Here is a 25,402-nt window from a genome sequence, read left to right as displayed (position 1 = left end):
TTAGCGTCTCCCCGTTACTCGATGTAATGTATTCGGGCGCACCGCGCAGGACACGGGGCAAGTAAATGGCGCAGTTTTGGAAGCTAAATGAGCGACTCGGAAATCCAGGCATCTGTCGGCGAAGCCCTCAAGAACGACGGGAAGACTAAGAAGAGCTTCGCTGAGCAAGCGCCAGTCCTATTGGCATTTGTCACCAGCGTACTCTACGGGATGGGCTTCCTCGTGTGGACGAGCTATCTGGCCAGCAAGGGGATATCAGACCAGTCATTGCTGAGCACCAAGTATGTCTTGGCTGGAGCGCTTCTGGCCATTGTGGCGGTCGCTTATTATTTTTTTGTATGGCGGCACATGGCAAAAAGGGCTGTGCGCGGATACGGTTCGCCGAAGGATATGGGCAAGGTATTCCGTGTCTTCCTGGACACATATTTTGTCGGCGAGGACGCCTTTGCATGCTGCTTCGTATCCGCTTGGTTGACCGGATTTCTGTGCCCTGATGTCTTTGCTGAACCAGCACAGATAGTTCTGCTTCTCGGCTTCACTTTGGATAGGTTTCTATTTGGCTCTAAAATTGTCAACAAGCGACCGCGACTTACTTTCGCAATCAGCTTTCTCCTTCAGGGTGCCTGCATGGCATTCTTTTTCCTTTTTGCAGCGCTTTACCCGCCACTCCTTTCCCTATTTTTTACCCTCCTAAGCGTTACCATTGTTGGTCAGTTTATTTTAACTTCGTCGGTCTGGAAGAGCAAAGAAGATCATGGTTATTCGATATTTTACCTGGGGTTTATGATGCTCGTGGGAGTTGTTGCTTTCGGCGCAACGTTCTATGAGCACGTGAGCCCAAAGTATGGCGGTGCTGCACCAGCAAGAGTTTCGGTAACGCTCGCTCCTGATGCAGAAAAAATGATTCGGGATGCCTTTTCCCAGGCCAAGAGCGATCTTTTTCTTATTGTCGATTCGGATTCTGCGACTGTCTTTCGGCTCGGATCAGCCCAAACTCAAACGAAGGTCGTTAGACTTGATCACAAGTTAATCCAGGCCATTTTTGTTGAGCCGCCCCCTCAGAAAACGGCAGCCTCATTGCGCTTCGGTGAGGCAATCGGAAACCTTCTCAAAGGAAGGCATACTGCGCCGACCGAAAAAGGCGCCGCATCGGGCGCAGAGGCACGTCGGTAATAAGGCGCCAACGCGAAAATCCGGCTGCGATCTAAAGTTGGCCGATTGATGTTGTGCCATGTCGACTGACAACATGCCGCGCGCGCATTCTTTGCGCGCGACGGGCATTCTAACGCCACCCCCGTGAAACTAACGCTGCCCGCTCAGTCAGTGGAGAGCAAGCGGAAGCGTGGGAAGTTTCGCAATGGGTATGCCGGAGCAATGCCGGCGGAGGAAAAGACGCGGCGACGTGGCAAGTGTTAGCGCACCTGCCACGACCCGCACTAGCAGATCGGACCTGCCAGTTCGGCCAGGGCCGCGCCACCTCGCGAGGCGCAGGCATCCTAGCACAACGCAGGAAAGCCACTCTCAATGCAGGACATCCGATGCGGTAGTTGCAGTCGCAAACTCGGCGTAGGCGAATACACCCGGCTCGCCATAAAATGCCCGCGATGCGGGGCCATGAATGTCATGAGGGCCGAGCGCCCCGCACCAGAAAGCCGCCGAGCTTCGCATAGTGGAGAACCCATCCATGAATACGACCACTCGCGTGCCGGCCCAACTCAATCACCTCTATCGTGAAAACGCGCTCGATGTGCTGGCCGGCTTGCCCGACCAGTCCGTCGACCTATTCTTTACCGATCCGCCCTATTCCTCTGGTGGCCTGCATACGACGACAAGAGTGCAGGCTCCTGGCAAGAAGTACATTCGCGCCGACACGAAGACCAAGTACGCCGAATTCGGGCATGACAACAAAGACCAGCGGTCTTGGACATTCTGGTGCATGGCATGGCTCGCAGAGGCATACCGGGTCGCAAAGGACGGAAGCTATCTGGTGTGCTTTATCGACTGGCGCCAGCTTCCGAGCTTGACTGACGCCATCCAAGGCGCCGGATTCGTGTGGCGAGGCACTGCCGTGTGGGACAAAACCGCAGGCCGGACCCGGCCGCGTATGGGCGGGTTCTCGCAGCAAGCAGAATTCATGGTGTGGGCGACCAAGGGCTCGGTGCCGACCGCCAGCGGCGTGTGTCTCCCTGGCGTATTTGCGGAGCGCCTGCCGTTCCCGAAGCGGCACATGACGGAAAAGCCAATCGGGCTCGCCCGCGAGGTCATGCGCCTGGTGCCACCTGGTAGCGTGGTCTGCGATCCGTTCGCCGGCTCAGGTACATTTCTGGTGGCAGCGAAGGAAGCCGGTCACTACTGGATCGCTTGCGAACTAGAGCCTGCCTACCACGATGCAGCGAACGACCGCTTAGCTGCAGTTGGCGCACGGGCAGCCTAGCAATCTCGGCTGCGTGTTGGAGCGCCGCCGAGATGCTTGCGGCGTCTGCCGTCTTAGATCTTCTCCATCGGCTCAACGGTGATGAAGAAGATGCCGAGGCTCGGCACGGCCGAATAGTTGACACGCAACCCGTCTCGCTCCATGACTACGGGTTCGGGTTCGTCCTTATTCCTTTTGATATTTGAGCTGAGCTTCTTGGTCGCGTCACCGATCCAGGTCATGGCGTTGTCACCCTCTTTCTTTCCCCAACTCGGAAACGTATTGGCAAGCACAACTGCGGCCGTCAGCCCTGTCTCGACGCTTCCAACTTTGTCGTCGCTCGGTAGCCCGAACATCAAGCTATAGCGCAGCAGGTCTGCCTTGTTACCTATGGTTTCAAGATGGAGGTATTTGGTAAGCTTAATTGACTCACGCAGCGTCCCATCCTTGAGCGGGTTCGAGGTGCGCTCAGCTGTAGGGAGGTCGCCCAAAATTGTGGCTGTGCTACGACCTATGGTCGGCCTTGACGACTCCGGAAGCGGTTTTTCCGCTTGTGCCGTGGCGGGCGCGCTTGCGGCAGCTTTAGCTTCTGCTGGGTCCTTGGTCTTCGACTCGCCACCAACACACTGGCTAAGAATCCAGGCGCCGATGATAACCACTACCAGTCCAGCGAGGACATCGCGTACTCTCGTGCCCGGATTCTTAGCCCCACAATGCGGGCATGCCGCAGCCTTGTTGGATATTTCCTTCTTGCATTCCTTGCAGTTGACCATTGCCATAGGTTTCTCCGTTATTGGTTTGCCGCTTCGTGCCTGGCACCACTACTGGCGGGGCTTGCCGCCGCCTACGCTCCGGGAAGGTATCCAGCTTGCCATGTCTCCGTTGGTAGCCAGAACAGCGCATTCGTAAATGTTGGTGTCCGGCATGCGTACCATGCCGCCAATGGTGTGTTCCTTTCCATCGTAGCGGCATGAGTGGGGAGTCGAGGAGCCAACTGCTTCCACTGCGGGTCGCAAAGCGCTGGCGTAAAGGCTATAGGCGGCTAGCCCCAGCGCTGCTATGGCACTGCCTTTAAGAATGCGGAGCGTCTGGCGGGTGCTGTCATGACCCGCAGAAAGCGCGGCACAACCTGCGCACTGGGAACGCTCGGCCGTAACTGCTTCCGGTTGCCTATTGGGGGAGCCGGGCAGTTCGCCTCTCGCTTCCAGGATCCAGTTGTCGAGCATCTCCATCACGCTCCTAAACTGGCCACAAGGCAAGTCGAGGATTTTCTCGATGCCGAAATCGGTCAGAACGACCGAGTAGACATCAAGCTGGCGCTCGATGCCTGCGACCTGCATGACTTCCTTGACCTTGGCCGCGATGCGCTTGCGCTGCAAGTCCGTAATCGTCCTGACCGGAGGTAATGGCTCGCCGGTACTAATCGTGATGACGTTGCTTGTGTGGTTGCTGGCGCTGGCACCTTCGTGAATCACGTTTCGAGCGACAAACTGACCCACGTCGCCGTCGATTGCTATGTCCTTGCTATTCATCGATCCGTCAAAAAATGCATTCCTGAGTGGCCCCGGTTGCATTCCCGATATCGGCTTGCGTCTTTGCGCTAGCTCTCTGTGTTTCGATGACTTCTTCGACGTTCAGAGCGGTCCAGACCGCATCACCTCAGTCCTTCTTGCGTTTGCCCATTTCGATGGTGAATGGCGCGGTGACGTTGCCCTCAACGTATTGGCCAACTTTGCCTTTCACACGAACACTGCCGCTTCCCTCATCTGGCTGCATGCCGCCGATCAATGCGAGCACACCGGCTCGGCCGCGCGCATCGAGTAGACGATAACCCGCCAGGATGGCCGCTTCCTCAGCGGCTAGAGAGGCCGAACTGGGCACGCCAGTTAGAACATAAAGAACGTCAACGCCCGCGCCTGCTATGGCTGCCAGGTAGTTTGCGTCCGGGACGCGCTCGGCCTTCTCGTAGAGAACCTGAGTCTTGACTGAGACGCCGCCAATGGCCGCGAAAGCGGCCTGATTGCAGCCTTTCCGCTTTCGCTCCTCGGCCAGTCGGCCCCCAATACTCACCGCTTGGTTCATTTTAGTGTTGTAAAATGCACCGTTTGGTGCATATAATTTGTTGTGCAACGCTAACTTACACAAGTATATCCGCCATGCCTAAAGCCAAAGCTCCGGCGACTCGTTCGCCGCGCGGCGTCCTGACTGACAAGCCCATCGCCCTGCGGCTGATGCCATCAGAAATGAAGGCAGTTAAGGACCTGTCAGCAGCAGAAGGCCGCTCGCTCGCGGGTATGGCTCGGCTGCTAGTGCTGGCGAGCCTGCCTGTGAAGAAGAGCCGCTCTTCTTGAGCGTCGTGATCATTCCCATTTCTCCAGAGACTGGCATGTATCCCGATCCGAAACGAGTACGAGATAACCGACTGACCCTGCGCTTCGATGACCTGGAGTACGACGTCATCACCGCATTGGCTCGCTATCAAGGCGAACAGCCGGCGGCGTTGGTTCGCCAGCTTGCATTGCTCGCGGCCGAACACCTGCTCGGCCTTGAGGCAACTGTAAATGAGGGCTCCGCGTAAGCGAAGCCGCCGAAGAGCCGCTCAAAAGATGCCCGAATTCGAAACCAGCTGGACTGAAGAACAGCTCGCAGTGCTGGAGCGTGTACGCGCACAGCAAGGGCTCGAATCCGTGCACCAGGCCGCCGAGTGGCTTGTGAAGATGCACCTGCGGCGCAGTGCAAAGTCAATCACCGGGCGAGGGCGTGCGCTGTACCCGGTCAAACCAGTGAGATCGAAATGAGGATGAACTGCCCACATTGCGGAACGCTCATGGTCTTCCGCACCAGCCGCACGGTGTCGCTGCTGTCGAAAGAGGGATACGCGCAGTGTCCTAACGTCGAGTGTGCCCATACCTGCAAGGTCATCCAGACAGCGGTCCACACCATCGCCCCCAGCATGAAGCCCAACCCGAAGGCGTATCTGCCGATGGGCAAGCCTCGCCCGGGCATGAGCGACGGGCGGCAGATGGATCTGCTGCCGACCTAGCGGCCTAGCCCGCTTTCTTTTCGATTGCCTGCTTCATGCCCCCTCCGGGGCGTGAGGGAATCCTTTTGCCCCGAGACTCATGAACCCATCACTCCACGCCGACGTCACCAGCCGCCTGCTGCGCGACTACGGCTTCAAGCAAAAACGCACCGCCGCCGGCGACAAGCTGGAGGACGGCAAGTGCCCGGCCTGCGGCCGCAAGGCGCTCTGGGGCTTTGGAGACAGGCCGTGGGTCATCCGCTGCAACCGGCAGAACCATTGCGGCGCCGAGCTGCATATCCGGGATCTGTACCCGGACCTGTTCGACAACTGGAGCGACCGCTTCCAGGCCACGCCGGAGAACCCCAAGGCGGCGGCCGATGCCTATATGCGCGACGGCCGCGGCTTCGACCTGGACAAGGTCAGCACCTGGTACACGCAGGAGAGCTATTACAGCCACGAGCTCAAGATCGGCAGCGCCACCGTGCGCTTCTCGCTCGGCGCAGGCGCGCACTGGGAGCGGATCATCGACCAGGCGCACCGCTTCGGCTCGCGCAAGGCCAACTTCCACGGCAGCTACGGCGGCACCTGGTGGCAGCCGCCCGTCCTGAACACGGCCGCCGTGGACGAACTCTGGATCGTGGAGGGCATCTTCGATGCCATCGCGCTGTGGCTCAACGGCATTCCCGCCGTCGCCGCCCTGTCGTGCAACAACTATCCGGCCAAGGCCCTGGCCGCGTTGCTCGAGCAGCTCGCCGCGCTGGAGCGCAAGCGGCCCACGCTGGTGTGGGCGCTGGACAGCGACAAGGCCGGGCGGCGCTTCACCCGGCAATGGCTGGCCCGCAGCCGCGATGAAGGCTGGACCGCGACCGCCGCGCAAACGAAGTCGGCCGGCAGCAGGAAGCTCGACTGGAACGACATGCACCAGCGCGGGCTGCTGCGTGCCACGGACCTGGACGAGTATCGCCACCTGGGCGCCCTGCTGACGGCGGAATCGCCGGCGGAGAAGGCGCGGCTGATCTACGGCCGCGGCAGCGCGAGCCAGTTCGCTTTCGAATTCGACAACCGCCTCTACTGGTTCAAGCTCGACATCGAGGCGCTCAACCGCGAGGCCTACGCCATCCGCGAGGCGCACGGCGACATGCCGGAGCACGAAGTGCGCGAGCAAGCCATGCTCAAGGCCGGCGTGGTGGTCAACATCGCCACTTGCCTGCCCACGGCACTCTACTACCAGGCCAACACGCTCACCGACGAGAGCTGGTACTACTTCCGCGTCGCCTTCCCGCACGATGCGGCGCCGATCAAGAACACCTTTACCAGCGCGCAGATCGCCTCCGCCGGCGAGTTCAAGAAGCGCCTKCTGGCCGTGGCGCCGGGCGCCTTCTATACAGGCTCCAACGGCCAGCTCGACKAGTATCTCAAGGGTCAGATGCAGCGCATCAAGAGCGTGCAGACCATCGACTTCGTGGGCTATAGCAAGGAGCACGGATGCTACGTGTTTGCGGATGTGGCGGTGAAGGACGGCACGCTCCACCTGCTCAACGACGAGGACTTCTTCGACGTGGGCCGCCTGTCCATCAAGACCATCAGCGGCTCCGCCGGCCTCACGCTGAACGCCACGCTCAAGGAGTTCAGGCAAGACTGGCTGGACCTGCTATGGCGCGCCTTCGGCGCCAAGGCGCTGGTGGCGCTGGCCTTCTGGCTGGGCAGCCTGTTTGCCGAGCAAATCCGCGAGGGCGACGGCATCAAGCACAAGAGCTATCCGTTCCTGGAAGTGGTCGGCGAGCCGGGCGCAGGCAAGACCACGCTGATCGAATTCCTGTGGAAGCTGTGCGGCCGGCGCGACTACGAGGGCTTCGATCCTTCGAAGTCATCCCTGGCGGCGCGCGCGCGCAACTTTGCCCAGGTGGCCAACCTGCCGGTGGTGCTGATCGAGGGCGACCGTGGCGACGATGGCGCCAAGGCGCGTGGCTTCGACTGGGACGAGCTCAAGACCGCGTACAACGGCCGCAGCGTGCGCGCCCGCGGCATCAAGAACGGCGGCAACGAAACCTACGAGCCGCCCTTCCGCGGCGCCGTGGTCATCAGCCAGAACGCGGAGGTGAACGCCAGCGAGGCCGTGCTGCAGCGGATCGTCCATCTGTACTTCGACCGCGCCGGCCAGAACCCTGACACGCTGGAGGCCGCCAAGGCCATCGAGCAGATCCCCGTCGAGGACGTATCCGGCTTCCTGCTGACCGCTGCGATGAAGGAGCGCGAAATCCTGCAGGACTTCGCGGAGCGCACGCCGGTGTACCAGGAGCACCTAGCGAAGCACCCGGACGTGAAGCACCCGCGCCTGGTCAAGAACCATGCGCAGCTGATGGCGCTGGTGGACTGCCTCGGGCATGTCTTGCCCCTGCGCAAGGAGTACCGCGACGCCACGCTGCGCCAGATCACCACCATGGCGGCCGAGCGCCAGCAGGCTATCGGCGCCGATCACCCGCTGGTGCAGGAATTCTGGGAAATCTACGACCACATCGAATCGGCCGACGACGACCGGCCGGTGCTCAACCATGCCCGCGGCGATGGCGTCATCGCCGTCAGCCTGCGGCACTTCGAACAGGTGGCGAACGACCGCCGCCTCCACATCCCCCCGCTTGCCGACTTGAAGCGCGTGCTCAAGACATCGCGGCATCGCAAGTTTGTCGACCTGCGGGTGGTCAACAGCGCTATCAACGCGCACCACAACGCCGAGTATCCGATGTCGCCGAAGAAGCCCGCCACTGTGAAGTGCTGGGTCTTCGAGGGCGACCGGTCGGCACACAAAGGAGCTTGAGCATGTTGTCCATTGAAACCAGCCTTTGCGCCGCGGCCAAGATCGTCGCGAAACCAGTCCGGTTCCGGAAGAGCGGTGGCAGCAATGGCATGCCGGCGTGCATGTTCGCCACTCAGAGACTGGAATTCACGCTGCACGATGGCAACCACTACACGCTGGTGATCCATCTGGAAGAAGGCTGTCACACCCTGACGGCGAGCGAGCCGGTGGTCCTGCCCCCAGTTCCTGAATCCGACGGAGAGCCGGCATGAGTGCGTATCTCGTCTACATCGTGTCACACGCTGGCGTGCGCATGCAGTTCACCGCCATTGCGCGCACGCGCCTGGATGCCCAGCTCGGCGCGCTAGACCACCTGACCGAACCGCCTCGCTTCTGCCGCGCCCGCGCGATCGGGAGGACTGCCTGATGCTGGCTTTGCTCAACCTATGGATGATCGTTACCGCGCTGGTGTCCGTGTTCCTGTTCAACGCCGGCCCTTCGCGGGCACGCTGGGCGGCCCTGGCCGGCCTGCTCGGCCAGCCTGCCTGGCTGTACCTGACCCACGCCACCGGCGAGGCCGGCATGTTCGCGGTAAGCCTGTTCTTCACGCTCTGCTATGGCCGAGGCGTTTGGAGCGGCTTCCTCCGCCCTGGAGACCACRATGGCTAAGCCCGAGCTCACCGAAGCCGATCTGCGCCGAGCGCACCGCGCCATGCGCATCGCTACCCCGTTCGAAGCCATGTCCGACCTGGTGCGCCGGGCGCTGACGGCAGCGGCTGGCGCCATGGCGGCGCGGGACCGTCAGCGGACGGCCCGGCGGCCGGCGGATATGAAGCGCCGCGCTGGCGGCGATTTTGAGGATTGATATTGCAGGAGGGTCAACCCATGAAGCACGAGATCACCATCACTATCGATGAACACCGGCTCGCTCAGCAGAGCGACGAGCGCCTCGCCACGCTGTGGTACGTCRCACAGGCCAACCCCGCGCCGTTCGGCGATCCGGCCGCGTGCCACCTGGCGGAGCAGATCGGCCGGGAGATCATCTGCCGGTGGCTGCGGATGACGCCGGCGCCGCTGTGGAACTGGCAGGGTGGGCATGTTCAGCACGCGTCGTTCCATGCGGCGAGGGAGAATGCTGCGCGGTACCTGAAGCTGCGCGATGTGCCTGTGGAGCAGCTCGGCGCCGCCGGTGTGCCTTGCATCGCCGTGCCGTCTGGGCTGCAGAGCGAGGACTATGTGAGTGGCGAGGAAGCGGACGCGGCTGTGGATTCCGTTGCGAGGCCTGCCGAGTATGGGAGACAGCAATGAGCGACGCAGATTTGATTGATCGCATTGCTGCCGCCGTCGCCGAGCGCGTCTTGCCGGCGGTACCGTTTAACGTCCAGTTGTGGAGCACCGAAGCGATTGCCGCCTACCTACAGCGGCCCGCGCAGGTGGTACGCGAGCGAGTCGTTTGCTTACCCGGCTTCCCGCGGCCAATTCGCCTCCCCACGGCTGCGGGAAGCAAGGCCACCGCCCATCCCCGCTGGAAAGCGGCCGAAGTGATCGCCTGGACTGAATCACATCGAGAAGTTTCCGCGGGAAGGCGTCGCAGGACGGGCTAGGTTGGCAAACCTACAGGGTGGGCGCGACAACGTTCAGGAGTTTGCTTCCTGCTTGAGCGCTGCCCGCACGCGATTTAGCGCTGATCTAGAAAGATCGGCGCTTCCAAAAAGCTCAGCGTAAGACGTTGAAATCGTTGATCCCCCGTTCAGCCTGACGACAGGCCCTGCCTCGGTAGTCTCGATAGCGAATAGACCAGCATCGAACATTTTGTGTAAATCGGCTCTCAGAAGAATAGCGTTACCAAGATGCTCAGCGCCTTCATTCTTAACTGCACGGATATGAGCAACCTCTAACGCTTCTAATTGGGTCTCTCCCGAAATCGCGCAGCGGCCATCCACGCTTACCAATATTTTTCGCAGCATCGCCTGATCTGGGCGACTAAATCTGGAGATAACTTCAAGATTGCGCTTCTTCGACTCGTTCCCATAAAGGAGATCGATAGCGACCTCTCCATTGTAGTAGCTGTCGCCGTCGTCTTTCCACGTGGCCTTTCCGCTTGATGCGCCAGCCGTCCACTCAATGGTAGAAGCGCCCCATCTTGCGTATTCTTTTGCCTTGGGATCTTCCTGCTCCGCTTGCTCATATCGCAATCGCAGAACCATCTTCTCCCCCTGCTTCTTGGCCGATCCGTTAGATTTATAGGACGCCCAGTCCTGCCGCCCGCCCTTTCGACTCCAACTCTCTATCGATTCAACTGAAATGGGACCATCATCAATATCATTTGGATTGATAAAAATCAGTTCGTCTCCAGAAGTCCAATGGACTACTATTCCCGTCTCGATCATGGCTGCAATGTCCCGGATTTATATATACCAGTAGTAATCTTTGTGCTCCCGTTACCTAGATCACGGGCGCGTGCCAAGAATGTACTACGAACTCGATATGCATGGTTCCCCCTACACCAACAGCCGCGCAATCTCCGCCGCGCTAGCGTTGTAATAGGTCATCAGTTCATTCAGATTGGTATGCCCAGTCATCCGCGCCAGGTCGAGCACCGGGATCTTCTTGGCAAGCCTGGTGATCGCCTCATGCCTCGTATCGTGAAAAGTCACATCCCCCACCGCCGCCCTATCCCGTCCCACCCGATAAAGCGCGTCCCGACTGCTGTTCGTCAGGTTGAAAAGCGGTTTGCCCTCCCCGACCGCCGGCAACAACTGCAGCAGCTCGATAGCACGGCTCGATAGCGGCACGTCGCGCGCACCGCCGTTCTTGGTGAGGGGAAGATGGGCCACCCGGGCTGCCAGGTCGACCGCTTGACTGGTCAGCCCCAGGATCTCGCCTGAGCRCATAGCCGTCTCGATGGCGAACAGAAAGGCCACTGCAACGCGTTGCTTGGGCAAGACGACGGGCAGCCCCTCCTGATAGCCCAAGGCCGCCGTGATCGCGGCAACCTCAGCCTCGGAGATGCGTCGCGCCCTGGGCCGGCTGTCTGGCGGCCGGCGCACCGGCTTCATGGGGTCGGTAATCAGCCAGCCCCATTCGTCCCGGGCCACCTTGAGTGCATGAGAGAGGAGGCACATCTCGCGGGACACGGATGCCCCCGATACTTCGCGCAATCGGGCGTCGCGCCAGGCGGTGATGTGCTGAACCTTCAGGTCGGCGAGCCGGATCGAGCGAAACGGCTTGCCGTCGATCTCTTTCTTGCCAATGAGCTCGAGCCGGTAGATCTCCCAGCGCTTGCCCCGCTTCTGGGGGCTGACTTCGCGTTGGTAGCGGTCGAGTACGTCACCGACGGTATGCGTCTGACTGCCTAGACCATCGGCCAGCGAGTGCAGTTCCGCTTCCCGCTGGATGGCCCAAGCCTGGGCCGATGCCTTGGTGCTAAAGGCCCGACTTTCTCGTTTGCCTTTGACATACACCGACGCTATCCACCCTGCGCCACTTTTCCTCAGACTTGCCATTGCACAAACACTCCGTAGCCCCCGGAGCCAGAGCAGGCGCGCTCAGAAATCCCGATATTGTGGTGTGTTCAGCATGCAGGAGTGTACCCGGCACGCGTAGTGCGCGCGTAATTTACACGTAGTCACGCGTAGTTTCGTGGGTTTTTGTGCGGCTTTCCCGACACGAAAGCGAGGACGTGCAAAACCCTAGAAACCCTTGTGGGGCTTAGGTTTGCGGTCTACTTTGGTGTGGATTTGTGTACTGCGGAAAGGGGTGGGTGGTGCGAGGGAGGGGACTCGAACCCCTACACCATTGCTGGCGTCAGGACCTAAACCTGGTGCGTCTACCAATTTCGCCACCCTCGCAGTCCCTGCGGGCGCATCCCTGGCGGGAGGCCGCTGTGCTCGCTGGCGTTGCAGGCGGGCCGGGCAGCGTGTGAGGTCACAGAAGCGGCGGGCAAGACTGCCCGCCTGGCTTGTGTTTCCTGTGCTGCCGGCGCACTTTGCGCATGCAGCGCAACGAGGCTGCGGATTCTAGCGCAAAGCGCGCGGGGAATCCAGCCCCTTGCCTGCATCGGCGCAATCAACGTGCGCTGCCCACGGTTTCAGCGCTTGCCCTTGATGCAGGAGAGTACAAGGACGGTGGCGCAGGCTTCGAGGGCGGCGACGAAGTACAGGCCGGAGGATAGCTGGCCGGTGCTGGTCTTGAACCAGCCGATCATGTACGGGGCGACGAATCCGGCCAGGTTGCCGATGGAGTTGATCAGGGCGATGCCGCCGGCGGCCGCGGTGCCGGCGAGGAAGGCGGACGGCAGGGACCAGAATACGGGGAAGGCGGCGAGGATGCCTACGGAGGCGATGGTCAGGGCGACGAGCGCGAGCACGGCGCTGTGCAGCCACATGCCGGTGAGCACGAGGCCGGCGGCGGCCATGAGTGTCGCCAGGGCGCAGTGCAGGCGGCGTTCGCCGGTGCGGTCGGAGTGGATGCCGTTCCAGACCATGGCGATGGTGCCGGCGATGAAGGGGATGGCGGAGACCAGGCCGATCTGGAGATTGCCCTGCACACCGAGCTCTTTGATGATGGACGGCGACCAGAAGGCGATGGTGGCGTTGCCGCTGACCACGCAGAAGTAGATGGCGGCGCAGATCCAGACGCGGGCGTTGGCGAAGGCGTCGCGCAGGGATGAGTGCTTGGCGGGGTCGCGGTTCTCGGCTTCGATCTCGCGGCTGACGAGATCGCGCTCGCCCTGGGTGAGCCAGTTGGCGCTGGCGGGCTTTTCTGGCAGGAACATGAGCACGGCGATGCCGGCGAGCACCGAGGGGATGCCTTCGATGACGAACAGCCATTGCCAGTTGGCAAGGCCTTCGACGCCTTCCATGCGGCTCATGATGAAGCCGGCAAGCGGGCCGCCGATCACGCCGGCGATGGCGAACGAGGTCATGAACAGGCCGTTGATGCGGGCGCGGCGCTGGGCGGGGAACCAGTAGGTGAGATAGAGCACCACGCCGGGGAAGAAGCCGGCTTCGAAGATGCCGAGCAGGAAGCGCAGCGCGTAGAACTGCATGGGAGTCTTGACGAAGATCATCGCCATCGACGCCAGGCCCCACAGGATGGTGATGCGCGCGAGCGTGCGGCGCGCGCCGATCTTTTCCAGCAGCAGGTTGCTGGGGACTTCGAAGAGGAAATAACCGAYGAAGAAGATGCCGGCGCCGAAGCCGTACACGGCTTCGCTGAACTGCAGGTCTTGCAGCATCTGCAGCTTGGCGAAGCCGACGTTGACGCGGTCGATCCAGGCCAGCACGAACAGGAAGACGAGGAAGGGAATCAGCCGCACCGCGATCTTGCGGTAGGCGTGGTCGCGCTCGGCGGCGCTGGGCGCGGCGGCGGGCGCCATCGCGTCGGGGGCTCCGGTCATCACGGTGGTCATCGGTGTAACTCCTTGGGTGTGGATGGCGGGGCCGCGCTGCGTGGCTGCGGCCCTCGGTTCGTTCCTGGATTACTGAAGCACGGTCTCGATGGCGCCCGCTACCTGCAGCACGCGCGCGTCCTGCCCGTTGAGGCCGCACACGCCAAGGCCGATGCCCTGCCCGGCCACCGGCAGCGGCAGCGAGACGGCGCAGCCGTCGAGGAAATTGATCACGCTGGCGTTGCGCAGCACGAGGCCGTTGGTGGCGAAGAAGGCTTCGTCGCTTTGCAGCGCATCCAGCCGTGGCGGGCGTACGGCCACGGTGGGCATCAGCCAGGCGTCGGCCTCGCGCAGCAGCCCGGCGGCGCGCGCTTGCATGGCGCGGCGCGCGGCCAGCAGGTCGAGGTAGTCGGCGGCGCCGAGCTGCTCGCCGCGGCGGATGCGCATGGCGACGCGCGGGTCATAATCGCCGCCGCGTTCGGCCAGCAGTTGCTTGTGCCAGTGCCACGCCTCGGCCGCGGTCAGGCCGCCGCCGGCGTTGATGTCCGGCAGGCGCTTGAGTTCGGGGAAATTGAACGGCACGATGCGCGCGCCAAGGCGCGCGAGCATGTCGAGCGTGGCGTCGAAGGCCTGGGCGACCTCGGCGTCGAGGCTGTCGCAGACGAAATCGCGCGTAACCAGCAGGCGCAATCCGGCCAGCGGCGCGGGCCTGCTGTCCAGGGCCTCGCCGCTGACGATGGCGTCGAACGCCGCGCAGCAGGCCACCGAGCGTGCCAGCGGGCCGGCGGAGTCGAGCGAGGTGGAGAGCGGTACGCCGCCATCCAGCGGCACGCGGCGCGCGCTGGGCTTGAAGCCGGTCAGGCCGCAGAATGCGCTGGGGATGCGGATGGAGCCGCCAGTATCGGTGCCGAGCGCCGCGGCTGCCATGCCGAGCGCCACGCTGACGGCGCCGCCCGAGGTGGAGCCGCCGGCGATGCGGGCTTCGTCGAACGGCGTGCGCGGCGTGCCGTAGTGCGGGTTCAGCCCAAGGCCGGAGAAGGCGAACTCGCTCATATTGGTACGCCCGATCAGCACGGCGCCCGCTGCGCGCAGGCGCGCCACGGCGACTGCGTCTGCGCTGGCGGGCGCGCCGGCAAGCGCCTTCGATCCGGCCCGCGTCACCTGCCCTTTTACGTCGAACAGGTCCTTGATGGAAATCGRCAGGCCGGCCAGCGGCGACGCCACCAGGCCGGCCGCGCGGGCCTGGTCGGCGGCACGCGCGGCGGCCAGCGCGCCGGCCGCGTCCACCTCCAGGAAGGCGACGCCGCCCTTAGCGCGATGGTCTTCGATGCGCGCCAGCGCCTGCTCGGTCAGCGCCACGCTGGTGGTGCGCCCCGCGCCGAGTTCGGCGGCGAGCGCGGCGATGGTCGGTTGCGCGGCGCTCATGGTGCCACCGCCAGGCAGGCCACGCGATAGGCATGGCGCAGGGTGCGCTTGCGTACCGGGTCGTGCAGCTCCACTTCGAAGGCTTCGCCACTGCCGAGTTCGCCGATCACCGCCTGCGTGCCGCAGAACATGGCGGTGCCGGGCGGCAGCGTGTCTTCACCGGTGAGGCGCCGGATCAGGTCACGCGGATCGAGCAGGCGCGTCACCAGGCCTTCCTGGTACAGCTCGCGCTGGCCGTTGCGGGTGCGCCAGCAGCGCATCTGCAGCTGGTCCCAGTGATCCGCCACGTCGGCAAAGCGCCAGAGTTCGGTGCCGAGCGGCTTGGCGCACATCTGCTTGGAGACGGTGACGTCGTAGGCCTCGACCTTGCGGTCGGTGTGGTCGGAGCCGACGCCGATGTACATGGCGTCCTGGCCGGCCAGCAGCACGAACTCGATCTCGCCCGAGGAATCCTCGCGCGGCACTTCGAGCAGCGTCTCGGTGGTCAGCAGCGAGGCGGCCAGCGGGTAGAAGCAAGGCACGGTCGAGGGCGGCCTGACGCCGATCTCTTCGAGCTCGCGGATGTGATGGTTGACGGCGTCGGCGTCGCGGCCGGTCCAGCCGGCGATGATGAGGCGCTGGATGTCGAGGGCGAGTGCGCCCTCGCCGGCGACCTGGAATTGCAGTGTCGGCATGTCGTACTACCTGTTGCGGAGAAAAACGGTCAGTGGGTCAGATGGTCCGGATGATGTTCTTCCGGAATTCGTCGATGTGTTCCCGGATGGCCTCGCGCACCGCCGGGATGTCGCGCCGCTCGAGCGCGTCGACGATCAGCAGGTGCTCCTGGTAGACGTTCTCCAGGTGCTGCGGATCGGATAGCGAGAGGAACCAGAAACGGGCCTGCTTCTCGTGCAGGTTGCGCAGCAGGTCGGCCAGCACGCGGTTGCGCGAGGCGGCCGACATGGCGGTATGGAACTTGAGGTCGAGCGAGGCCAGGCCGGCAATGTCACGCCGCGCGATCAGCTCCGGCGAACGGCCGAGGATCTCGCGCATGGCCTTGAAATCGCTTTCGTGGCCGCGCTCGGCGGCGAGCGTGGCGCACAGGACCTCGTTGGTCGCGCGCACTTCGATCATGTCGAGCACTTCATTGAGCGACAGCGGCGAGACCAGCACGCCCTTGCGCGGCATGATCGAGACCAGCCCTTCCACCTCGAGCCGGTGCAGCGCCTGGTGGACAGGCGTGCGGCCCAGCCCGAGCAGGCCCGCGACCTGGGCCTCGTTGAGCGGCTCGCCCGGGCGGAACTCGCAGGCGATGATGCGGCGCTTGATCTCGGCGTAGGCCTGCTCGCGCATGGCGGCGCCGGTCGCGGCGCGGCTTGCGGCGCCACTCTCGGCGGCGGGTTCGCCGGCACTGGCAACGAGCCTGATCGGGTTCGCCATGATGCGTTCCTGCGGTGTTGAAGTTGTTGTGATACTAGTCTGATATTTCACTGATCGTCAACACGATGAAGCGCAGGGTAAACGCTAGGCTGCGGCACCGCCAGGCGACGGGAATCCACGCAGCGCCGCCCTTGCATCGCTTCGCCGCATGGCGAGAGCTCCCCGCAAACCCATGCTGGGCAAAGCTTTCCGGTGCGCCATCAAAAGCGTTCCCGCATGATGCGCAATACCGTGCCCGCTATCGCTATTCCCAAAAACTCGCAGCCCTTCTATCATGTCCACATCGACCTAGAATCGATAATCGATTCAGTCGTATATTGGTGCAATATGCATTCATCGTGGTGCAAGACCTCCCAGCGATGGTGCCCAGACCTGCATGCGACCTCGACGGAAAATGCGAACATGACCGGGCAGTACAAAAAAAACGAGGACGCCGACACGCCGGCGGCCACCGCAGAAAGCAGCGAGGACACCACCCGCCCGGACCCGCTTTTCAACCAGTCGCTCGAGAAGGGCCTGGAGGTCCTGCGCGCCTTCAGTGCGGTGCATCGCACGCTCACCCTGGCGGAGTTGGCCGGGCTCACCGGCATGACCAAGAGTTCGGCGCAGCGCACCGTGCATACGCTGGAGAAGCTCGGCTACGTCGCCAAGCATCCGCAGACGCGGCGCTTTCGCCTGACCCCGAAGGTGATGGAGATTGGCTACAACTACCTGTCCGCGGACGCGCTGATCCAGGCCGCCAGCCCTTATCTGTCGCAGCTCGCCAATGCCAGCGGCGAAACCGCCAACCTGACCGAGCCGGTCGGCCTGGACATGGTCTACGTGGCGCAGCTCATGACGTCGAAGTACATCCCGGTGCTGACCCCGGTTGGCATGCGCATCCCCATGTATTGCACCAGCAGCGGCCGGGCCTACCTCAGCACGCTGCCGGACGAGCAAGTGATGGCGATGCTGGAAAGCTCCGCGCGCGTTGCGCGCACGCCGGCCACGCTGACCGATGTGGCGGCGATCTTCGAGACCGTGGCGGCCTGCCGCAAGGTGGGCTATGCCTGCAACAACGAGGAACTGTTCCTGGGCGACATGGGCATTGGCGCGGCCATCGTCAACAGCCAGGGCCAGGCGGTGGGCGCGGTCCATGTATCGCCGCCCGCCAGCCGCTGGAGCATGGCCGAGGCGCAGAAGAAGCTGGCGCCGATGGTGATCGAGTGCGCATGGGCAATCTCCCGCTCCATCGCCCACTGAGAGGCTGCTTCGCCGTGCCCTGAAACAGCCGCGCGGGGCGGAATGAAGCGGGGCGGAAGGAAGCGGGAAAGGCCGGGCTAGCGGGCGTGCTCCAGCATGGCCTGCAGCAGCACGTTGGCGCCGGCCTCGACATGCTCGGGCAGCGCGTCTTCCAGTTCGTTGTGGCTGATGCCGTCCTTGCAAGGCACGAAGATCATGCCGGTCGGCGCGCGCTGGGCCACGTAGACGGCGTCATGGCCTGCGCCGCTGACCACGTCCATATGCGGCAGCCCCAGCGCCGCGGCCGCGCGCCGCACGCTGTCCACGCAGGCGGGCGCGAACGCGCAGGGCTCGAACTTCACCACCTGGCGGATCTCCACTTGCACCGCGCCGTCGCGCGCGATCCGGGCGAACTGCGCGCGCATGGCCGCGTCCATGCGGTCAAGCCCCTCCTGCGAGAGATTGCGCAAGTCCACCGAGAAGTCCACGTGGCCCGGGATCACGTTGCGCGAGTTGGGCGCCACGTGCACGTAGCCGACCGTGCCGCGGCCATGCGGGGCCTCGGCCACGGCAATGCGGTTGACCTCGTCGATCATGCGCGCGGMCGCCAGCATGGCGTCGTGGCGCAGCGCCAGCGGCGTGGGGCCGGCATGCGCGTCCTGCCCGGTCACGGTCACGTCGTACCACTGCTGGCCGAGCGCGCCGGAGACCACGCCGATCGGCAGCCCGGCGGCTTCGAGCACCGGCCCCTGCTCGATATGCGCCTCGAAATAGGCAGCGAACATGCCGCCGGGCACCTCGCCCACCGCATGCTCGCCGCGGTAGCCGATCTGCGCCAGCGCCTCGCCCACGCTGATGCCATCGAGGTCGCGCTGGGCGCGCACGAACCCGGCCTCGAACACGCCGGCAAAGGCGCCCGAGCCCATCATCACCGGCGTGAAGCGGGTGCCCTCCTCGTTGGTCCAGAAGGCCAGTTCCAGCGGCGCGCGGGTGACGATGCCGAGGTCGTTGAGCGTGCGCATGACCTCCAGCCCGGCCAGCACGCCGAAGTTGCCGTCGAACTTGCCCCCCGAGGGCTGGGTGTCGATATGGCTGCCGGTGGCCACGGCGGCCGCATCGGGATCGCTGCCCGCGCGCCGCGCGAACACATTGCCCACTTCGTCGGTGCGCACCTCGAGCCCGGCCTCGCGGCACCAGCCCACCACCAGGTCGCGACCCTGGCGGTCCAACTCGGTCAGGGCGATGCGGCACACGCCGCCCTTGGGCGTGGCGCCGATCTGCGCCAGGTCCATCAGCGATTGCCACAGGCGGGTTGCGTTGATGCGGGGAAGGTGTTGCTGGTCCATGTCGGGAAGCCGGTTGGTTGGAAAACGAAAGGACAGGCCAGCAAAAAGCAGGCCATGGGCAAGGCAGGCACAAGCCATGAAGCGGACGCCCCCCTTGCGCCTGCGTGACACCGGTCGCCGCAACGCCTCTGCCTCGGCCGGGTGCCGCGGCAACTGGCACATGACTTGCTTGAAGGGATGCGTCCGCCCTTCCCCCCACCCAGGAGCACTGCCCGTGACCGTTTTTTCTTCCCCCGCCGCCGGAAGCACGAAACCCAGCCTGAAAGCCGTCGCCGCTGCCGCCGCGCTCACTTCGCTTTCCCTGCTCGCCCTGCCCGGCGCCGCCCATGCCGAGAAGGTGCTGCGCGTGGGCATGACCGCCGCCGACATCCCGCGCACGCTGGGCCAGCCCGACCAGGGCTTCGAAGGCAACCGGTTCACCGGCATCCCGATGTACGACGGCCTGACCCAGTGGGATCTCTCCAAGGGCAACGGCCCGAGCCTGCTGATCCCCGACCTGGCCACGGAATGGAAGGTGGATGCCAAGGACAAGACCAGGTGGGTCTTCAAGCTGCGCCCCGGCGTGAAGTTCCACGACGGCTCGGCGTTCAACGCCGACGCCGTGGTGTGGAACGTGAACAAGGTGCTCGACAAGACTGCCAGGCAGTTCGACCCCAGCCAGGTCGGCGTGACCGCCTCGCGCATGCCGACGCTGCGCTCGGCCAAGAAGATCGACGACCTCACGGTGGAGCTGGTCACCTCCGAGCCCGACTCCTTCCTGCCCTACAACCTGAGCAACCTGTTCATGGCCTCCCCCGCGCAGTGGGAGAAAAAGCTCGCCGCGGTGCCGGCCTCGGTCACCGATACGGCCGAACGCAGCAAGCAGGCATGGGTGGCCTTCGCCGCCGACGCCTCCGGCACCGGCCCGTTCAAGATGAGCCGCTTCGTGCCGCGCGAGCGGCTCGAGGTGGTGAAGAACGCGCAGTACTGGGACAGCAAGCGCGTGCCCAGGATCGACAAGGTGGTGATGCTGCCGATGCCGGAAGCCAATGCGCGCACCGCCGCGCTGCTGTCCGGCCAGGTGGACTGGATCGAGGCGCCGGCGCCTGACGCCGTGGCGCAGATCAAGAGCCGCGGCTTCGAGGTCTACGCCAATGCGCAGCCGCATATGTGGCCGTGGCAGCTGTCCTTCGCGCCCGGCTCGCCCTGGCTCGACAAGCGCGTGCGCGAGGCGGCCAACCTGTGCGTCAACCGCTCGGGCCTGAAGACGCTGCTGGGCGGCTACATGGCCGAGGCCAAGGGCATCGTCGAGCCGGGCAGCCCGTGGTGGGGCAATCCCAAGTTCGATGTCAAGTACGACGCCAGCGCCGCGCGCAAGCTGATGACGGAAGCCGGCTACTCGGCAGCCAAGCCGCTCAAGGTCAAGGTGCAGGTGTCTGCCTCGGGCTCGGGCCAGATGCAGCCGCTGCCGATGAACGAGTATGTGCAGCAGAACCTGAAGGAGTGCTTCTTCGACGTGGACTTCGACGTGGTCGAGTGGAACACGCTGTTTACCAACTGGCGCGTCGGCAGCAAGGACCCGAGCGCGCACGGCGCCAACGCCATCAACGTGAGCTTCGCGGCGATGGACCCGTTCTTCGCCATGGTCCGCTTCGTCAGCACCAAGACGCAGCCACCGGTCTCCAACAACTGGGGCTACTTCGGCAACGCCGAGTTCGACAWGTTGATCGAGACCGCGCGCACCTCCTTCGATGACAAGGCGCGCGACACCGCGCTGGCCAGGTTGCACGCGCGCATCGTGGAAGAATCGCCTTTCGTGCTGATTGCGCATGACGTGGGCCCGCGCGCCATCTCGAAGAAGGTCAAGGGCGTGGTGCAGCCGCAAAGCTGGTTCATCGACCTGGCCACGATGTCGATGGACTGAGCCGTGTTGCCGGTGCGGGCGCAAGGGGGAGATGCGCCGCGCCGGCTTGGCCCCCCGCTCCCTCGCCCACAAGCGGGATTGGGGGAAACAACAAGCGCATCGCCTTGCATTGCCCTGCCCCACTCTTTCCTTTTCTCTAGCCGGCCAAGCCCATGACTTACCTGCTCCGCCGCATCGTCTATGCGATCCCCATCCTGCTCGGGGTCGCCCTGCTGTGCTTCTCGCTGGTCCATATCGCGCCGGGCGATCCGCTGGTGTCGGTGCTGCCGCCCGACGCCTCGGAGGACCTGCGCCGCCAGCTCACCGCGCTGTACGGCTTCGACAAGCCCTTCCTCGAGCAATTCCTGCACTGGCTCGCCCGTGCGCTGCACGGCGACCTGGGCACCTCCATCGCCACCAACCGGCCGGTCATGAGCGAAGTGATGACCGCGGTGGTCAACTCGGTGCGCCTGGCCGCCGTGGCCACGTTGATCGGCTTTACCTTCGGCTGCCTGTTCGGCTTCGTGGCGGGCTACTTCCGCGATTCCGTGGCCGACCGCACCGCATCCTTCCTGTCGGTGTTCGGCGTCAGCATGCCGCACTACTGGCTGGGCATGGTGCTGGTGATCGTATTCTCGGTCTTCCTCGGCTGGCTGCCCGCCACCGGCGCGGGGCCGGGCGGCTCCGCCGACTGGCAATGGGACTGGGAACATCTGCAGTACATGCTGCTGCCGGCGATCACGATGTCGGTGATTCCGATGGGCATCGTCGCGCGCACCATCCGCGCGCTGGTCGCGGAGATCCTCTCCAACGAGTTCATCGTCGGCCTCAAGGCGCGCGGGCTGTCCGAGCTCGCGGTGTTCCGCCACGTGCTCAAGAACGTGGCGCCGACCGCGCTGTCGGTGATGGGCCTGCAGCTCGGCTACCTGCTGGGCGGCTCGATCCTGATCGAGACCGTGTTCTCCTGGCCCGGCACCGGCTTCCTGCTCAATTCGGCGATCTTCCAGCGCGACTTCCCGCTGCTGCAGGGGACCATCCTCGTGCTGGCCGTGTTCTTCGTGCTGCTGAACCTGCTGGTGGACGCGCTGCAGACGCTGTTCGATCCCCGCATCCAGCGCAACTGACCCAGCAAGCCAACCGGAAGCCATCATGGAAATGACTTTGAAGAAGCCCGCCGTCGCGCCGCTCGTGCAGCGCTCGCCCGGCTACTGGACCACGGTCGGCCGGCGCCTGCTGCGCAACAAGCTGGCCATGCTGGCCGCGCTGATCCTGCTGGCGCTGGTGCTGATGGCGCTCTTCGCGCCGGCGCTGATGCCGGCCGATCCCTACGCCGCGTCGATCCTCAAGCGCCTCAAGCCCGTCGGCACCGAGCACTACCTGCTTGGCACCGACGAACTCGGGCGCGACATGCTCTCGCGCCTGATGCTGGGCGCGCGCCTGTCGCTGTTCATGGGCATCACGCCGGTGCTGATCGCCTTCGTGGTCGGCAGCGCGCTGGGCATCGTGGCGGGCTACGCCGGCGGCTGGACCAATACCGTGATCATGCGCCTGGTCGACATCCTCTACGCCTTCCCCTCCGTGCTGCTGGCCATTGCGCTGTCGGGCACGCTGGGCGCGGGCGTGGGCAATGCGCTGCTGTCGCTCACCATCGTGTTCGTGCCGCAGATCGTGCGCGTGGCCGAGAGCGTGACCACCCAGGTGCGCAACCGCGAATTCGTCGACGCGGCGCGCGCCTCGGGCGCGTCGTCGCTCACCATCGTGCGCGCGCACGTGCTCAACAACGTGCTGGGCCCGATCTTCGTCTACGCCACCAGCCTGATCTCGGTGTCGATGATCCTGGCCTCGGGGCTGTCCTTCCTCGGCCTCGGCGTCAAGCCGCCCGAGCCGGAATGGGGCCTGATGCTCAACACGCTGCGCACCGCCATCTACACGCAGCCGTGGGTGGCCGCACTGCCCGGCGCGATGATCTTCCTGACCTCGATCTCCTTCAACCTGCTCGCCGACGGCATCCGCTCGGCGATGGAAATCAAGGACTGACGCCATGACCGAAACCACTTTGCCGCAAGCCCTGCGCAACGCCGACGTCGGCGGCCCGGCCCAGCCGCTGGTGATCGCCCGCGAGCTGGTCAAGCATTTCCCGCTCAAGTCGAAGATCCCCGGGCGCCGCGCCGGCGTGGTACGCGCCGTCGACGGCGTCGGCTTCGAGGTCCTCAAGGGCGAGACGCTCGGCGTGGTGGGCGAATCGGGCTGCGGCAAGTCCACCACCGCGCGCCTGCTGATGCAGCTCATCGAGCAGGACAGCGGCGAGCTGATCTTCGACGCGCAGGGCGTGGGCTCGGCGCAGTTGCCGATGAAGCGCTTTCGCAGCCAGGTGCAGATGGTGTTCCAGGACAGCTACTCCTCGCTCAACCCGCGCCTGACCATCGAGGAATCGATCGCCTTCACCGCGCGCGTGCACGGCATCGGCGCGGCCGAGGCCAGCGCGCGGGCGCGCGCCCTGCTCGACCGCGTGGGCCTGGAGCCGGCGCGCTTCGCCGGGCGCTATCCGCACGAGCTGTCCGGCGGCCAGCGCCAGCGCGTGAACATCGCCCGGGCGCTGGTGCTGCGCCCGCGCCTGGTGATCCTGGACGAGGCCGTCTCGGCGCTCGACAAGTCGGTCGAAGCGCAGGTGCTGAACCTGCTGCTGGAGCTCAAGGCCGAGTTCGACCTCACCTACGTCTTCATCAGCCACGACCTCAACGTGATCCGCTACCTGTGCGACCGCGTGATGGTGATGTACCTGGGCAAGGTGGTCGAAGTGGGCGACACCGAGACGCTCTACGCCAACCCTTCCCACCCATACACGCGCGCGCTGCTGGCCTCGATGCCGGCCACCGACCCGGACCACCGCACCCTGGTCGCGCCGCTGGCGGGCGATCCGCCCAACCCGATCAACCCGCCATCCGGCTGCAGCTTCCACCCGCGCTGCGCCATGGCCGAGGCGGTCTGTGCGCGCCGCGCGCCGGTGCTGTCCGACGCGCTGGCCGGGCATCCCGTGGCCTGCCTGATGGCCAATGCGGACGGCGGCCACAGCCGCCATCTGGCTGCAAGGATCTGAGCGAGGCTTATCGTGACCCCACAAGTGACCCCACAAGTGACCCCACAAGACAACAACACCGAACAGCAAGCCTCCACGGCCCCGATGGTATCGGTGCGCGACCTGCGCGTGACTTTCTCCGGCAGCGGCAAGACCATCCGCGCCGTCAACGGCGTGTCGCTGGACGTGGCGCCGGGCGAGGCGCTGGCCCTGATCGGCGAGTCCGGCTCGGGCAAGAGCGTGACCCTGCGCGCGCTGATGCGCCTSCAYCCGCCSCGCCGCACGCGCATGGAAGGCAGCATCCGCATCGACGGCGCCGACGTCATGGCGCTCGATGCGCGCGCGCTGCAGCGCCTGCGCGGTGGCACGGTGGCGATGGTGTTCCAGGAGCCGCTGCTGGCGCTGGACCCGGTCTACACGGTGGGCCAGCAGATCATCGAGTGCATCCGCACCCATGCGCGCGTGTCCGCCGCCGAGGCGCGCCAGCGCGCGCTGCGCGCGCTGGAGTCGGTGCGCATTCCCAGCCCCGAGCGGCGCCTGGCGGCCTACCCGCACGAGATGTCCGGCGGCATGCGCCAGCGCGCCATGATCGCGCTGGCGCTGTCGGCCAGCCCCAAGGTGCTGCTGGCCGACGAACCCACCACCGCGCTCGACGCCACCGTGCAGATCCAGGTGCTGATCCTGCTGCGCGAGCTGCAGCGCGAGCTGGGCCTGTCGATCGTGTTCGTCACGCACGACATCGGCGCGGCGGTGGAGATCGCCGACCGCGTGGCGGTGATGTACGGCGGGCGCATCGTCGAGGAAGGGCCGATCCGCACGCTGCTGCGCGCCGCCCGCCACCCTTACACCATCGCGCTGCTGCAAAGCCGCCAGCACGGCATGGACCGCGGCCAGCGGCTGCAGACCATTGCCGGCTCGCCGCCCGACCTGGCCGCGCTGCCGCCCGGCTGCACCTTTGCGCCGCGCTGCGCCCATGCGCGCCCGTCCTGCCTGGCCCAGGTGCCCGCCGCCACCGATCTTGGCCACGGACACCGCGTGAGCTGTATGCTGGTGTCCGAGCCCGCCGTTGCAGAAGTTGCCGCCTGAGAATCCCGATACTAGGAACCCGACCGATATGTCCCTGGCCACCCATCCCGCCCGCGCCTTCATGCCGTATCCCGCCGCCGACGTCCCCAATGCGCCGTCGGGCCCGCTCCACGGCCTCACCTTCGCGGCCAAGGACCTGTTCGACGTGGCCGGCTACCCCACCGGCGGCGGCAATCCGCATGTGCTGGCGCTGTCCGGCATCAAGACCGGCACCGCACCCGCCGTGCAGCGCCTGCTGGACGCCGGCGCGGCCTTCGTCGGCAAGACCCATACCGACGAACTGGCCTTCTCGATGAACGGCAAGAACGCCCACTACGGCTCGC

General features: G+C 64.7%; 31 protein-coding genes and 1 tRNA gene. 21 read left to right on the top strand and 11 right to left on the bottom strand.

The window, feature by feature from the left end; all coding sequences use genetic code 11:
- Window positions 1–87 precede the first annotated feature (87 nt).
- The 3 genes from AC1DO7_RS11640 to AC1DO7_RS11630 all read left to right on the top strand — a co-directional run bounded on the left by AC1DO7_RS11640 (window position 88) and on the right by AC1DO7_RS11630 (window position 2,434).
- Entirely contained in the window at window positions 88–1,173 is a 1,086-nt protein-coding gene (locus AC1DO7_RS11640; protein WP_477116143.1) for a hypothetical protein, read from the top strand.
- 351 nt (window positions 1,174–1,524) lie between these two features.
- Entirely contained in the window at window positions 1,525–1,734 is a 210-nt protein-coding gene (locus AC1DO7_RS11635; protein ID WP_477116142.1) for a Com family DNA-binding transcriptional regulator, read from the top strand.
- Entirely contained in the window at window positions 1,685–2,434 is a 750-nt protein-coding gene (locus AC1DO7_RS11630) for a DNA-methyltransferase (RefSeq protein ID WP_477116141.1), read from the top strand. The genes AC1DO7_RS11635 and AC1DO7_RS11630 overlap by 50 nt, the downstream gene beginning before the upstream one ends.
- Before the next feature lie 53 nt (window positions 2,435–2,487).
- On the opposite strand, the gene AC1DO7_RS11625 is transcribed toward AC1DO7_RS11630, so the two are convergent.
- From AC1DO7_RS11625 to AC1DO7_RS11615, 3 genes are all read right to left on the bottom strand, one after another.
- Window positions 2,488–3,192 carry a hypothetical protein gene (locus AC1DO7_RS11625; RefSeq protein WP_477116140.1) on the bottom strand — a complete coding sequence of 235 codons (705 nt, stop codon included), beginning with the start codon at window positions 3,190–3,192 and terminating at the stop codon, window positions 2,488–2,490.
- Window positions 3,193–3,234: 42 nt separating this feature from the next.
- A complete protein-coding gene (locus tag AC1DO7_RS11620; protein WP_477116139.1) occupies window positions 3,235–3,945 on the bottom strand; it encodes a hypothetical protein in 711 nt (236 codons plus the stop codon).
- A 127-nt stretch (window positions 3,946–4,072) separates the two neighbouring features.
- Window positions 4,073–4,495 carry a helix-turn-helix domain-containing protein gene (locus AC1DO7_RS11615; protein ID WP_477116138.1) on the bottom strand — a complete coding sequence of 141 codons (423 nt, stop codon included), beginning with the start codon at window positions 4,493–4,495 and terminating at the stop codon, window positions 4,073–4,075.
- Window positions 4,496–4,569: 74 nt separating this feature from the next.
- On the opposite strand from AC1DO7_RS11615, the gene AC1DO7_RS11610 reads away from it, so the two are divergent.
- From AC1DO7_RS11610 to AC1DO7_RS11560, 11 genes are all read left to right on the top strand, one after another.
- Window positions 4,570–4,764: a hypothetical protein gene (locus tag AC1DO7_RS11610; RefSeq protein WP_477116137.1), complete on the top strand. Its 195-nt coding sequence runs from the start codon at window positions 4,570–4,572 to the stop codon at window positions 4,762–4,764.
- A 35-nt stretch (window positions 4,765–4,799) separates the two neighbouring features.
- Window positions 4,800–4,991 (top strand): hypothetical protein, encoded by a 192-nt coding sequence (locus AC1DO7_RS11605; protein ID WP_477116157.1) that lies wholly within the window; start codon window positions 4,800–4,802, stop codon window positions 4,989–4,991.
- Between the two features lie 28 nt (window positions 4,992–5,019).
- Complete coding sequence (locus tag AC1DO7_RS11600) at window positions 5,020–5,211, top strand: hypothetical protein (protein WP_477116136.1); 192 nt, start codon at window positions 5,020–5,022, stop codon at window positions 5,209–5,211.
- Window positions 5,208–5,456: an Ogr/Delta-like zinc finger protein gene (locus AC1DO7_RS11595; RefSeq protein WP_477116135.1), complete on the top strand. Its 249-nt coding sequence runs from the start codon at window positions 5,208–5,210 to the stop codon at window positions 5,454–5,456. Before AC1DO7_RS11600 ends, AC1DO7_RS11595 begins: the two co-directional genes overlap by 4 nt.
- 79 nt (window positions 5,457–5,535) lie before the next feature.
- Window positions 5,536–8,253 (top strand): toprim domain-containing protein, encoded by a 2,718-nt coding sequence (locus tag AC1DO7_RS11590; protein ID WP_477116134.1) that lies wholly within the window; start codon window positions 5,536–5,538, stop codon window positions 8,251–8,253.
- Window positions 8,254–8,255: 2 nt separating this feature from the next.
- Window positions 8,256–8,504, top strand: coding sequence for a hypothetical protein (locus tag AC1DO7_RS11585; protein ID WP_477116133.1), 249 nt, complete (start codon window positions 8,256–8,258; stop codon window positions 8,502–8,504).
- A complete protein-coding gene (locus AC1DO7_RS11580; protein ID WP_477116132.1) occupies window positions 8,501–8,659 on the top strand; it encodes a hypothetical protein in 159 nt (52 codons plus the stop codon). Before AC1DO7_RS11585 ends, AC1DO7_RS11580 begins: the two co-directional genes overlap by 4 nt.
- Window positions 8,659–8,901: a hypothetical protein gene (locus tag AC1DO7_RS11575; protein WP_477116131.1), complete on the top strand. Its 243-nt coding sequence runs from the start codon at window positions 8,659–8,661 to the stop codon at window positions 8,899–8,901. Before AC1DO7_RS11580 ends, AC1DO7_RS11575 begins: the two co-directional genes overlap by 1 nt.
- Complete coding sequence (locus tag AC1DO7_RS11570) at window positions 8,894–9,097, top strand: hypothetical protein (protein WP_477116130.1); 204 nt, start codon at window positions 8,894–8,896, stop codon at window positions 9,095–9,097. The genes AC1DO7_RS11575 and AC1DO7_RS11570 overlap by 8 nt, the downstream gene beginning before the upstream one ends.
- A gap of 20 nt (window positions 9,098–9,117) precedes the next feature.
- Complete coding sequence (locus tag AC1DO7_RS11565; RefSeq protein WP_477116129.1) at window positions 9,118–9,540, top strand: hypothetical protein; 423 nt, start codon at window positions 9,118–9,120, stop codon at window positions 9,538–9,540.
- Entirely contained in the window at window positions 9,537–9,836 is a 300-nt protein-coding gene (locus AC1DO7_RS11560; RefSeq protein ID WP_477116128.1) for a hypothetical protein, read from the top strand. Before AC1DO7_RS11565 ends, AC1DO7_RS11560 begins: the two co-directional genes overlap by 4 nt.
- Window positions 9,837–9,869: 33 nt before the next feature.
- Here the strand turns inward: AC1DO7_RS11560 and AC1DO7_RS11555 are convergent, their stop codons facing one another.
- The 7 genes from AC1DO7_RS11555 to AC1DO7_RS11525 form a co-directional block, all read right to left on the bottom strand.
- Window positions 9,870–10,622, bottom strand: a complete 753-nt coding sequence (locus tag AC1DO7_RS11555; RefSeq protein WP_477116127.1) for an HNH endonuclease — start codon at window positions 10,620–10,622, stop codon at window positions 9,870–9,872.
- Between the two features lie 111 nt (window positions 10,623–10,733).
- Entirely contained in the window at window positions 10,734–11,696 is a 963-nt protein-coding gene (locus AC1DO7_RS11550; RefSeq protein WP_477116126.1) for a tyrosine-type recombinase/integrase, read from the bottom strand.
- A gap of 300 nt (window positions 11,697–11,996) precedes the next feature.
- Window positions 11,997–12,083, bottom strand: a tRNA-Leu gene (locus AC1DO7_RS11545).
- Between the two features lie 239 nt (window positions 12,084–12,322).
- Window positions 12,323–13,612, bottom strand: coding sequence for an MFS transporter (locus AC1DO7_RS11540; protein ID WP_477116156.1), 1,290 nt, complete (start codon window positions 13,610–13,612; stop codon window positions 12,323–12,325).
- Window positions 13,613–13,714: 102 nt separating this feature from the next.
- A complete protein-coding gene (locus tag AC1DO7_RS11535; RefSeq protein WP_477116125.1) occupies window positions 13,715–15,049 on the bottom strand; it encodes an amidase in 1,335 nt (444 codons plus the stop codon).
- Window positions 15,046–15,723, bottom strand: a complete 678-nt coding sequence (locus AC1DO7_RS11530) for a DUF2848 domain-containing protein (RefSeq protein ID WP_441615961.1) — start codon at window positions 15,721–15,723, stop codon at window positions 15,046–15,048. The genes AC1DO7_RS11535 and AC1DO7_RS11530 overlap by 4 nt, the downstream gene beginning before the upstream one ends.
- A 37-nt stretch (window positions 15,724–15,760) precedes the next feature.
- Window positions 15,761–16,468 (bottom strand): GntR family transcriptional regulator, encoded by a 708-nt coding sequence (locus AC1DO7_RS11525; RefSeq protein ID WP_441615963.1) that lies wholly within the window; start codon window positions 16,466–16,468, stop codon window positions 15,761–15,763.
- A 402-nt stretch (window positions 16,469–16,870) separates the two neighbouring features.
- Here AC1DO7_RS11525 and AC1DO7_RS11520 point away from each other — a divergent pair, with 402 nt between their 5' ends.
- Entirely contained in the window at window positions 16,871–17,710 is an 840-nt protein-coding gene (locus AC1DO7_RS11520; protein WP_441615965.1) for an IclR family transcriptional regulator, read from the top strand.
- 77 nt (window positions 17,711–17,787) lie between these two features.
- Here AC1DO7_RS11520 and AC1DO7_RS11515 read toward each other — a convergent pair whose 3' ends face one another.
- Window positions 17,788–19,035: a Zn-dependent hydrolase gene (locus AC1DO7_RS11515; RefSeq protein WP_477116124.1), complete on the bottom strand. Its 1,248-nt coding sequence runs from the start codon at window positions 19,033–19,035 to the stop codon at window positions 17,788–17,790.
- 214 nt (window positions 19,036–19,249) lie between these two features.
- Here AC1DO7_RS11515 and AC1DO7_RS11510 point away from each other — a divergent pair, with 214 nt between their 5' ends.
- From AC1DO7_RS11510 to AC1DO7_RS11485, 6 genes are all read left to right on the top strand, one after another.
- Window positions 19,250–20,938, top strand: coding sequence for an ABC transporter substrate-binding protein (locus tag AC1DO7_RS11510; protein ID WP_477116123.1), 1,689 nt, complete (start codon window positions 19,250–19,252; stop codon window positions 20,936–20,938).
- Between the two features lie 152 nt (window positions 20,939–21,090).
- Window positions 21,091–22,041, top strand: a complete 951-nt coding sequence (locus AC1DO7_RS11505) for an ABC transporter permease (protein ID WP_441615971.1) — start codon at window positions 21,091–21,093, stop codon at window positions 22,039–22,041.
- A gap of 25 nt (window positions 22,042–22,066) precedes the next feature.
- A complete protein-coding gene (locus AC1DO7_RS11500; protein ID WP_441615973.1) occupies window positions 22,067–22,954 on the top strand; it encodes an ABC transporter permease in 888 nt (295 codons plus the stop codon).
- A gap of 4 nt (window positions 22,955–22,958) precedes the next feature.
- The gene (locus tag AC1DO7_RS11495; protein WP_441615975.1) at window positions 22,959–24,014 is read left to right on the top strand and encodes an ABC transporter ATP-binding protein; all 1,056 of its coding nucleotides are present in this window, start codon (window positions 22,959–22,961) and stop codon (window positions 24,012–24,014) included.
- Window positions 24,015–24,098: 84 nt separating this feature from the next.
- The gene (locus AC1DO7_RS11490; protein ID WP_441616502.1) at window positions 24,099–25,079 is read left to right on the top strand and encodes an ABC transporter ATP-binding protein; all 981 of its coding nucleotides are present in this window, start codon (window positions 24,099–24,101) and stop codon (window positions 25,077–25,079) included.
- Window positions 25,080–25,107: 28 nt separating this feature from the next.
- On the top strand, window positions 25,108–25,402 hold a 295-nt coding region (locus AC1DO7_RS11485; RefSeq protein WP_477116122.1), incomplete at its 3' end, for an amidase family protein.

The organism is Cupriavidus sp. 05N40 (genome assembly GCF_056397305.1).
This window is presented reverse-complemented; position numbering and strand designations above follow the sequence as displayed.

What these genes read in the sequence shown, in the direction of transcription:
- AC1DO7_RS11640 (WP_477116143.1), top strand. Translation starts at nt 88, where the DNA reads ATGAGCGACTCGGAAATCCAGGCATCTGTCGGCGAAGCCCTCAAGAAC.
- AC1DO7_RS11635 (WP_477116142.1), top strand. Translation starts at nt 1,525, where the DNA reads ATGCAGGACATCCGATGCGGTAGTTGCAGTCGCAAACTCGGCGTAGGC.
- AC1DO7_RS11630 (WP_477116141.1), top strand. Translation starts at nt 1,685, where the DNA reads ATGAATACGACCACTCGCGTGCCGGCCCAACTCAATCACCTCTATCGT.
- AC1DO7_RS11625 (WP_477116140.1), bottom strand. Translation starts at nt 3,192, where the DNA reads ATGGCAATGGTCAACTGCAAGGAATGCAAGAAGGAAATATCCAACAAG.
- AC1DO7_RS11620 (WP_477116139.1), bottom strand. Translation starts at nt 3,945, where the DNA reads ATGAATAGCAAGGACATAGCAATCGACGGCGACGTGGGTCAGTTTGTC.
- AC1DO7_RS11615 (WP_477116138.1), bottom strand. Translation starts at nt 4,495, where the DNA reads ATGAACCAAGCGGTGAGTATTGGGGGCCGACTGGCCGAGGAGCGAAAG.
- AC1DO7_RS11610 (WP_477116137.1), top strand. Translation starts at nt 4,570, where the DNA reads ATGCCTAAAGCCAAAGCTCCGGCGACTCGTTCGCCGCGCGGCGTCCTG.
- AC1DO7_RS11605 (WP_477116157.1), top strand. Translation starts at nt 4,800, where the DNA reads ATGTATCCCGATCCGAAACGAGTACGAGATAACCGACTGACCCTGCGC.
- AC1DO7_RS11600 (WP_477116136.1), top strand. Translation starts at nt 5,020, where the DNA reads ATGCCCGAATTCGAAACCAGCTGGACTGAAGAACAGCTCGCAGTGCTG.
- AC1DO7_RS11595 (WP_477116135.1), top strand. Translation starts at nt 5,208, where the DNA reads ATGAGGATGAACTGCCCACATTGCGGAACGCTCATGGTCTTCCGCACC.
- AC1DO7_RS11585 (WP_477116133.1), top strand. Translation starts at nt 8,256, where the DNA reads ATGTTGTCCATTGAAACCAGCCTTTGCGCCGCGGCCAAGATCGTCGCG.
- AC1DO7_RS11580 (WP_477116132.1), top strand. Translation starts at nt 8,501, where the DNA reads ATGAGTGCGTATCTCGTCTACATCGTGTCACACGCTGGCGTGCGCATG.
- AC1DO7_RS11570 (WP_477116130.1), top strand. Translation starts at nt 8,894, where the DNA reads ATGGCTAAGCCCGAGCTCACCGAAGCCGATCTGCGCCGAGCGCACCGC.
- AC1DO7_RS11560 (WP_477116128.1), top strand. Translation starts at nt 9,537, where the DNA reads ATGAGCGACGCAGATTTGATTGATCGCATTGCTGCCGCCGTCGCCGAG.
- AC1DO7_RS11555 (WP_477116127.1), bottom strand. Translation starts at nt 10,622, where the DNA reads ATGATCGAGACGGGAATAGTAGTCCATTGGACTTCTGGAGACGAACTG.
- AC1DO7_RS11530 (WP_441615961.1), bottom strand. Translation starts at nt 15,723, where the DNA reads ATGCCGACACTGCAATTCCAGGTCGCCGGCGAGGGCGCACTCGCCCTC.
- AC1DO7_RS11525 (WP_441615963.1), bottom strand. Translation starts at nt 16,468, where the DNA reads ATGGCGAACCCGATCAGGCTCGTTGCCAGTGCCGGCGAACCCGCCGCC.
- AC1DO7_RS11520 (WP_441615965.1), top strand. Translation starts at nt 16,871, where the DNA reads ATGACCGGGCAGTACAAAAAAAACGAGGACGCCGACACGCCGGCGGCC.
- AC1DO7_RS11505 (WP_441615971.1), top strand. Translation starts at nt 21,091, where the DNA reads ATGACTTACCTGCTCCGCCGCATCGTCTATGCGATCCCCATCCTGCTC.
- AC1DO7_RS11500 (WP_441615973.1), top strand. Translation starts at nt 22,067, where the DNA reads ATGGAAATGACTTTGAAGAAGCCCGCCGTCGCGCCGCTCGTGCAGCGC.
- AC1DO7_RS11495 (WP_441615975.1), top strand. Translation starts at nt 22,959, where the DNA reads ATGACCGAAACCACTTTGCCGCAAGCCCTGCGCAACGCCGACGTCGGC.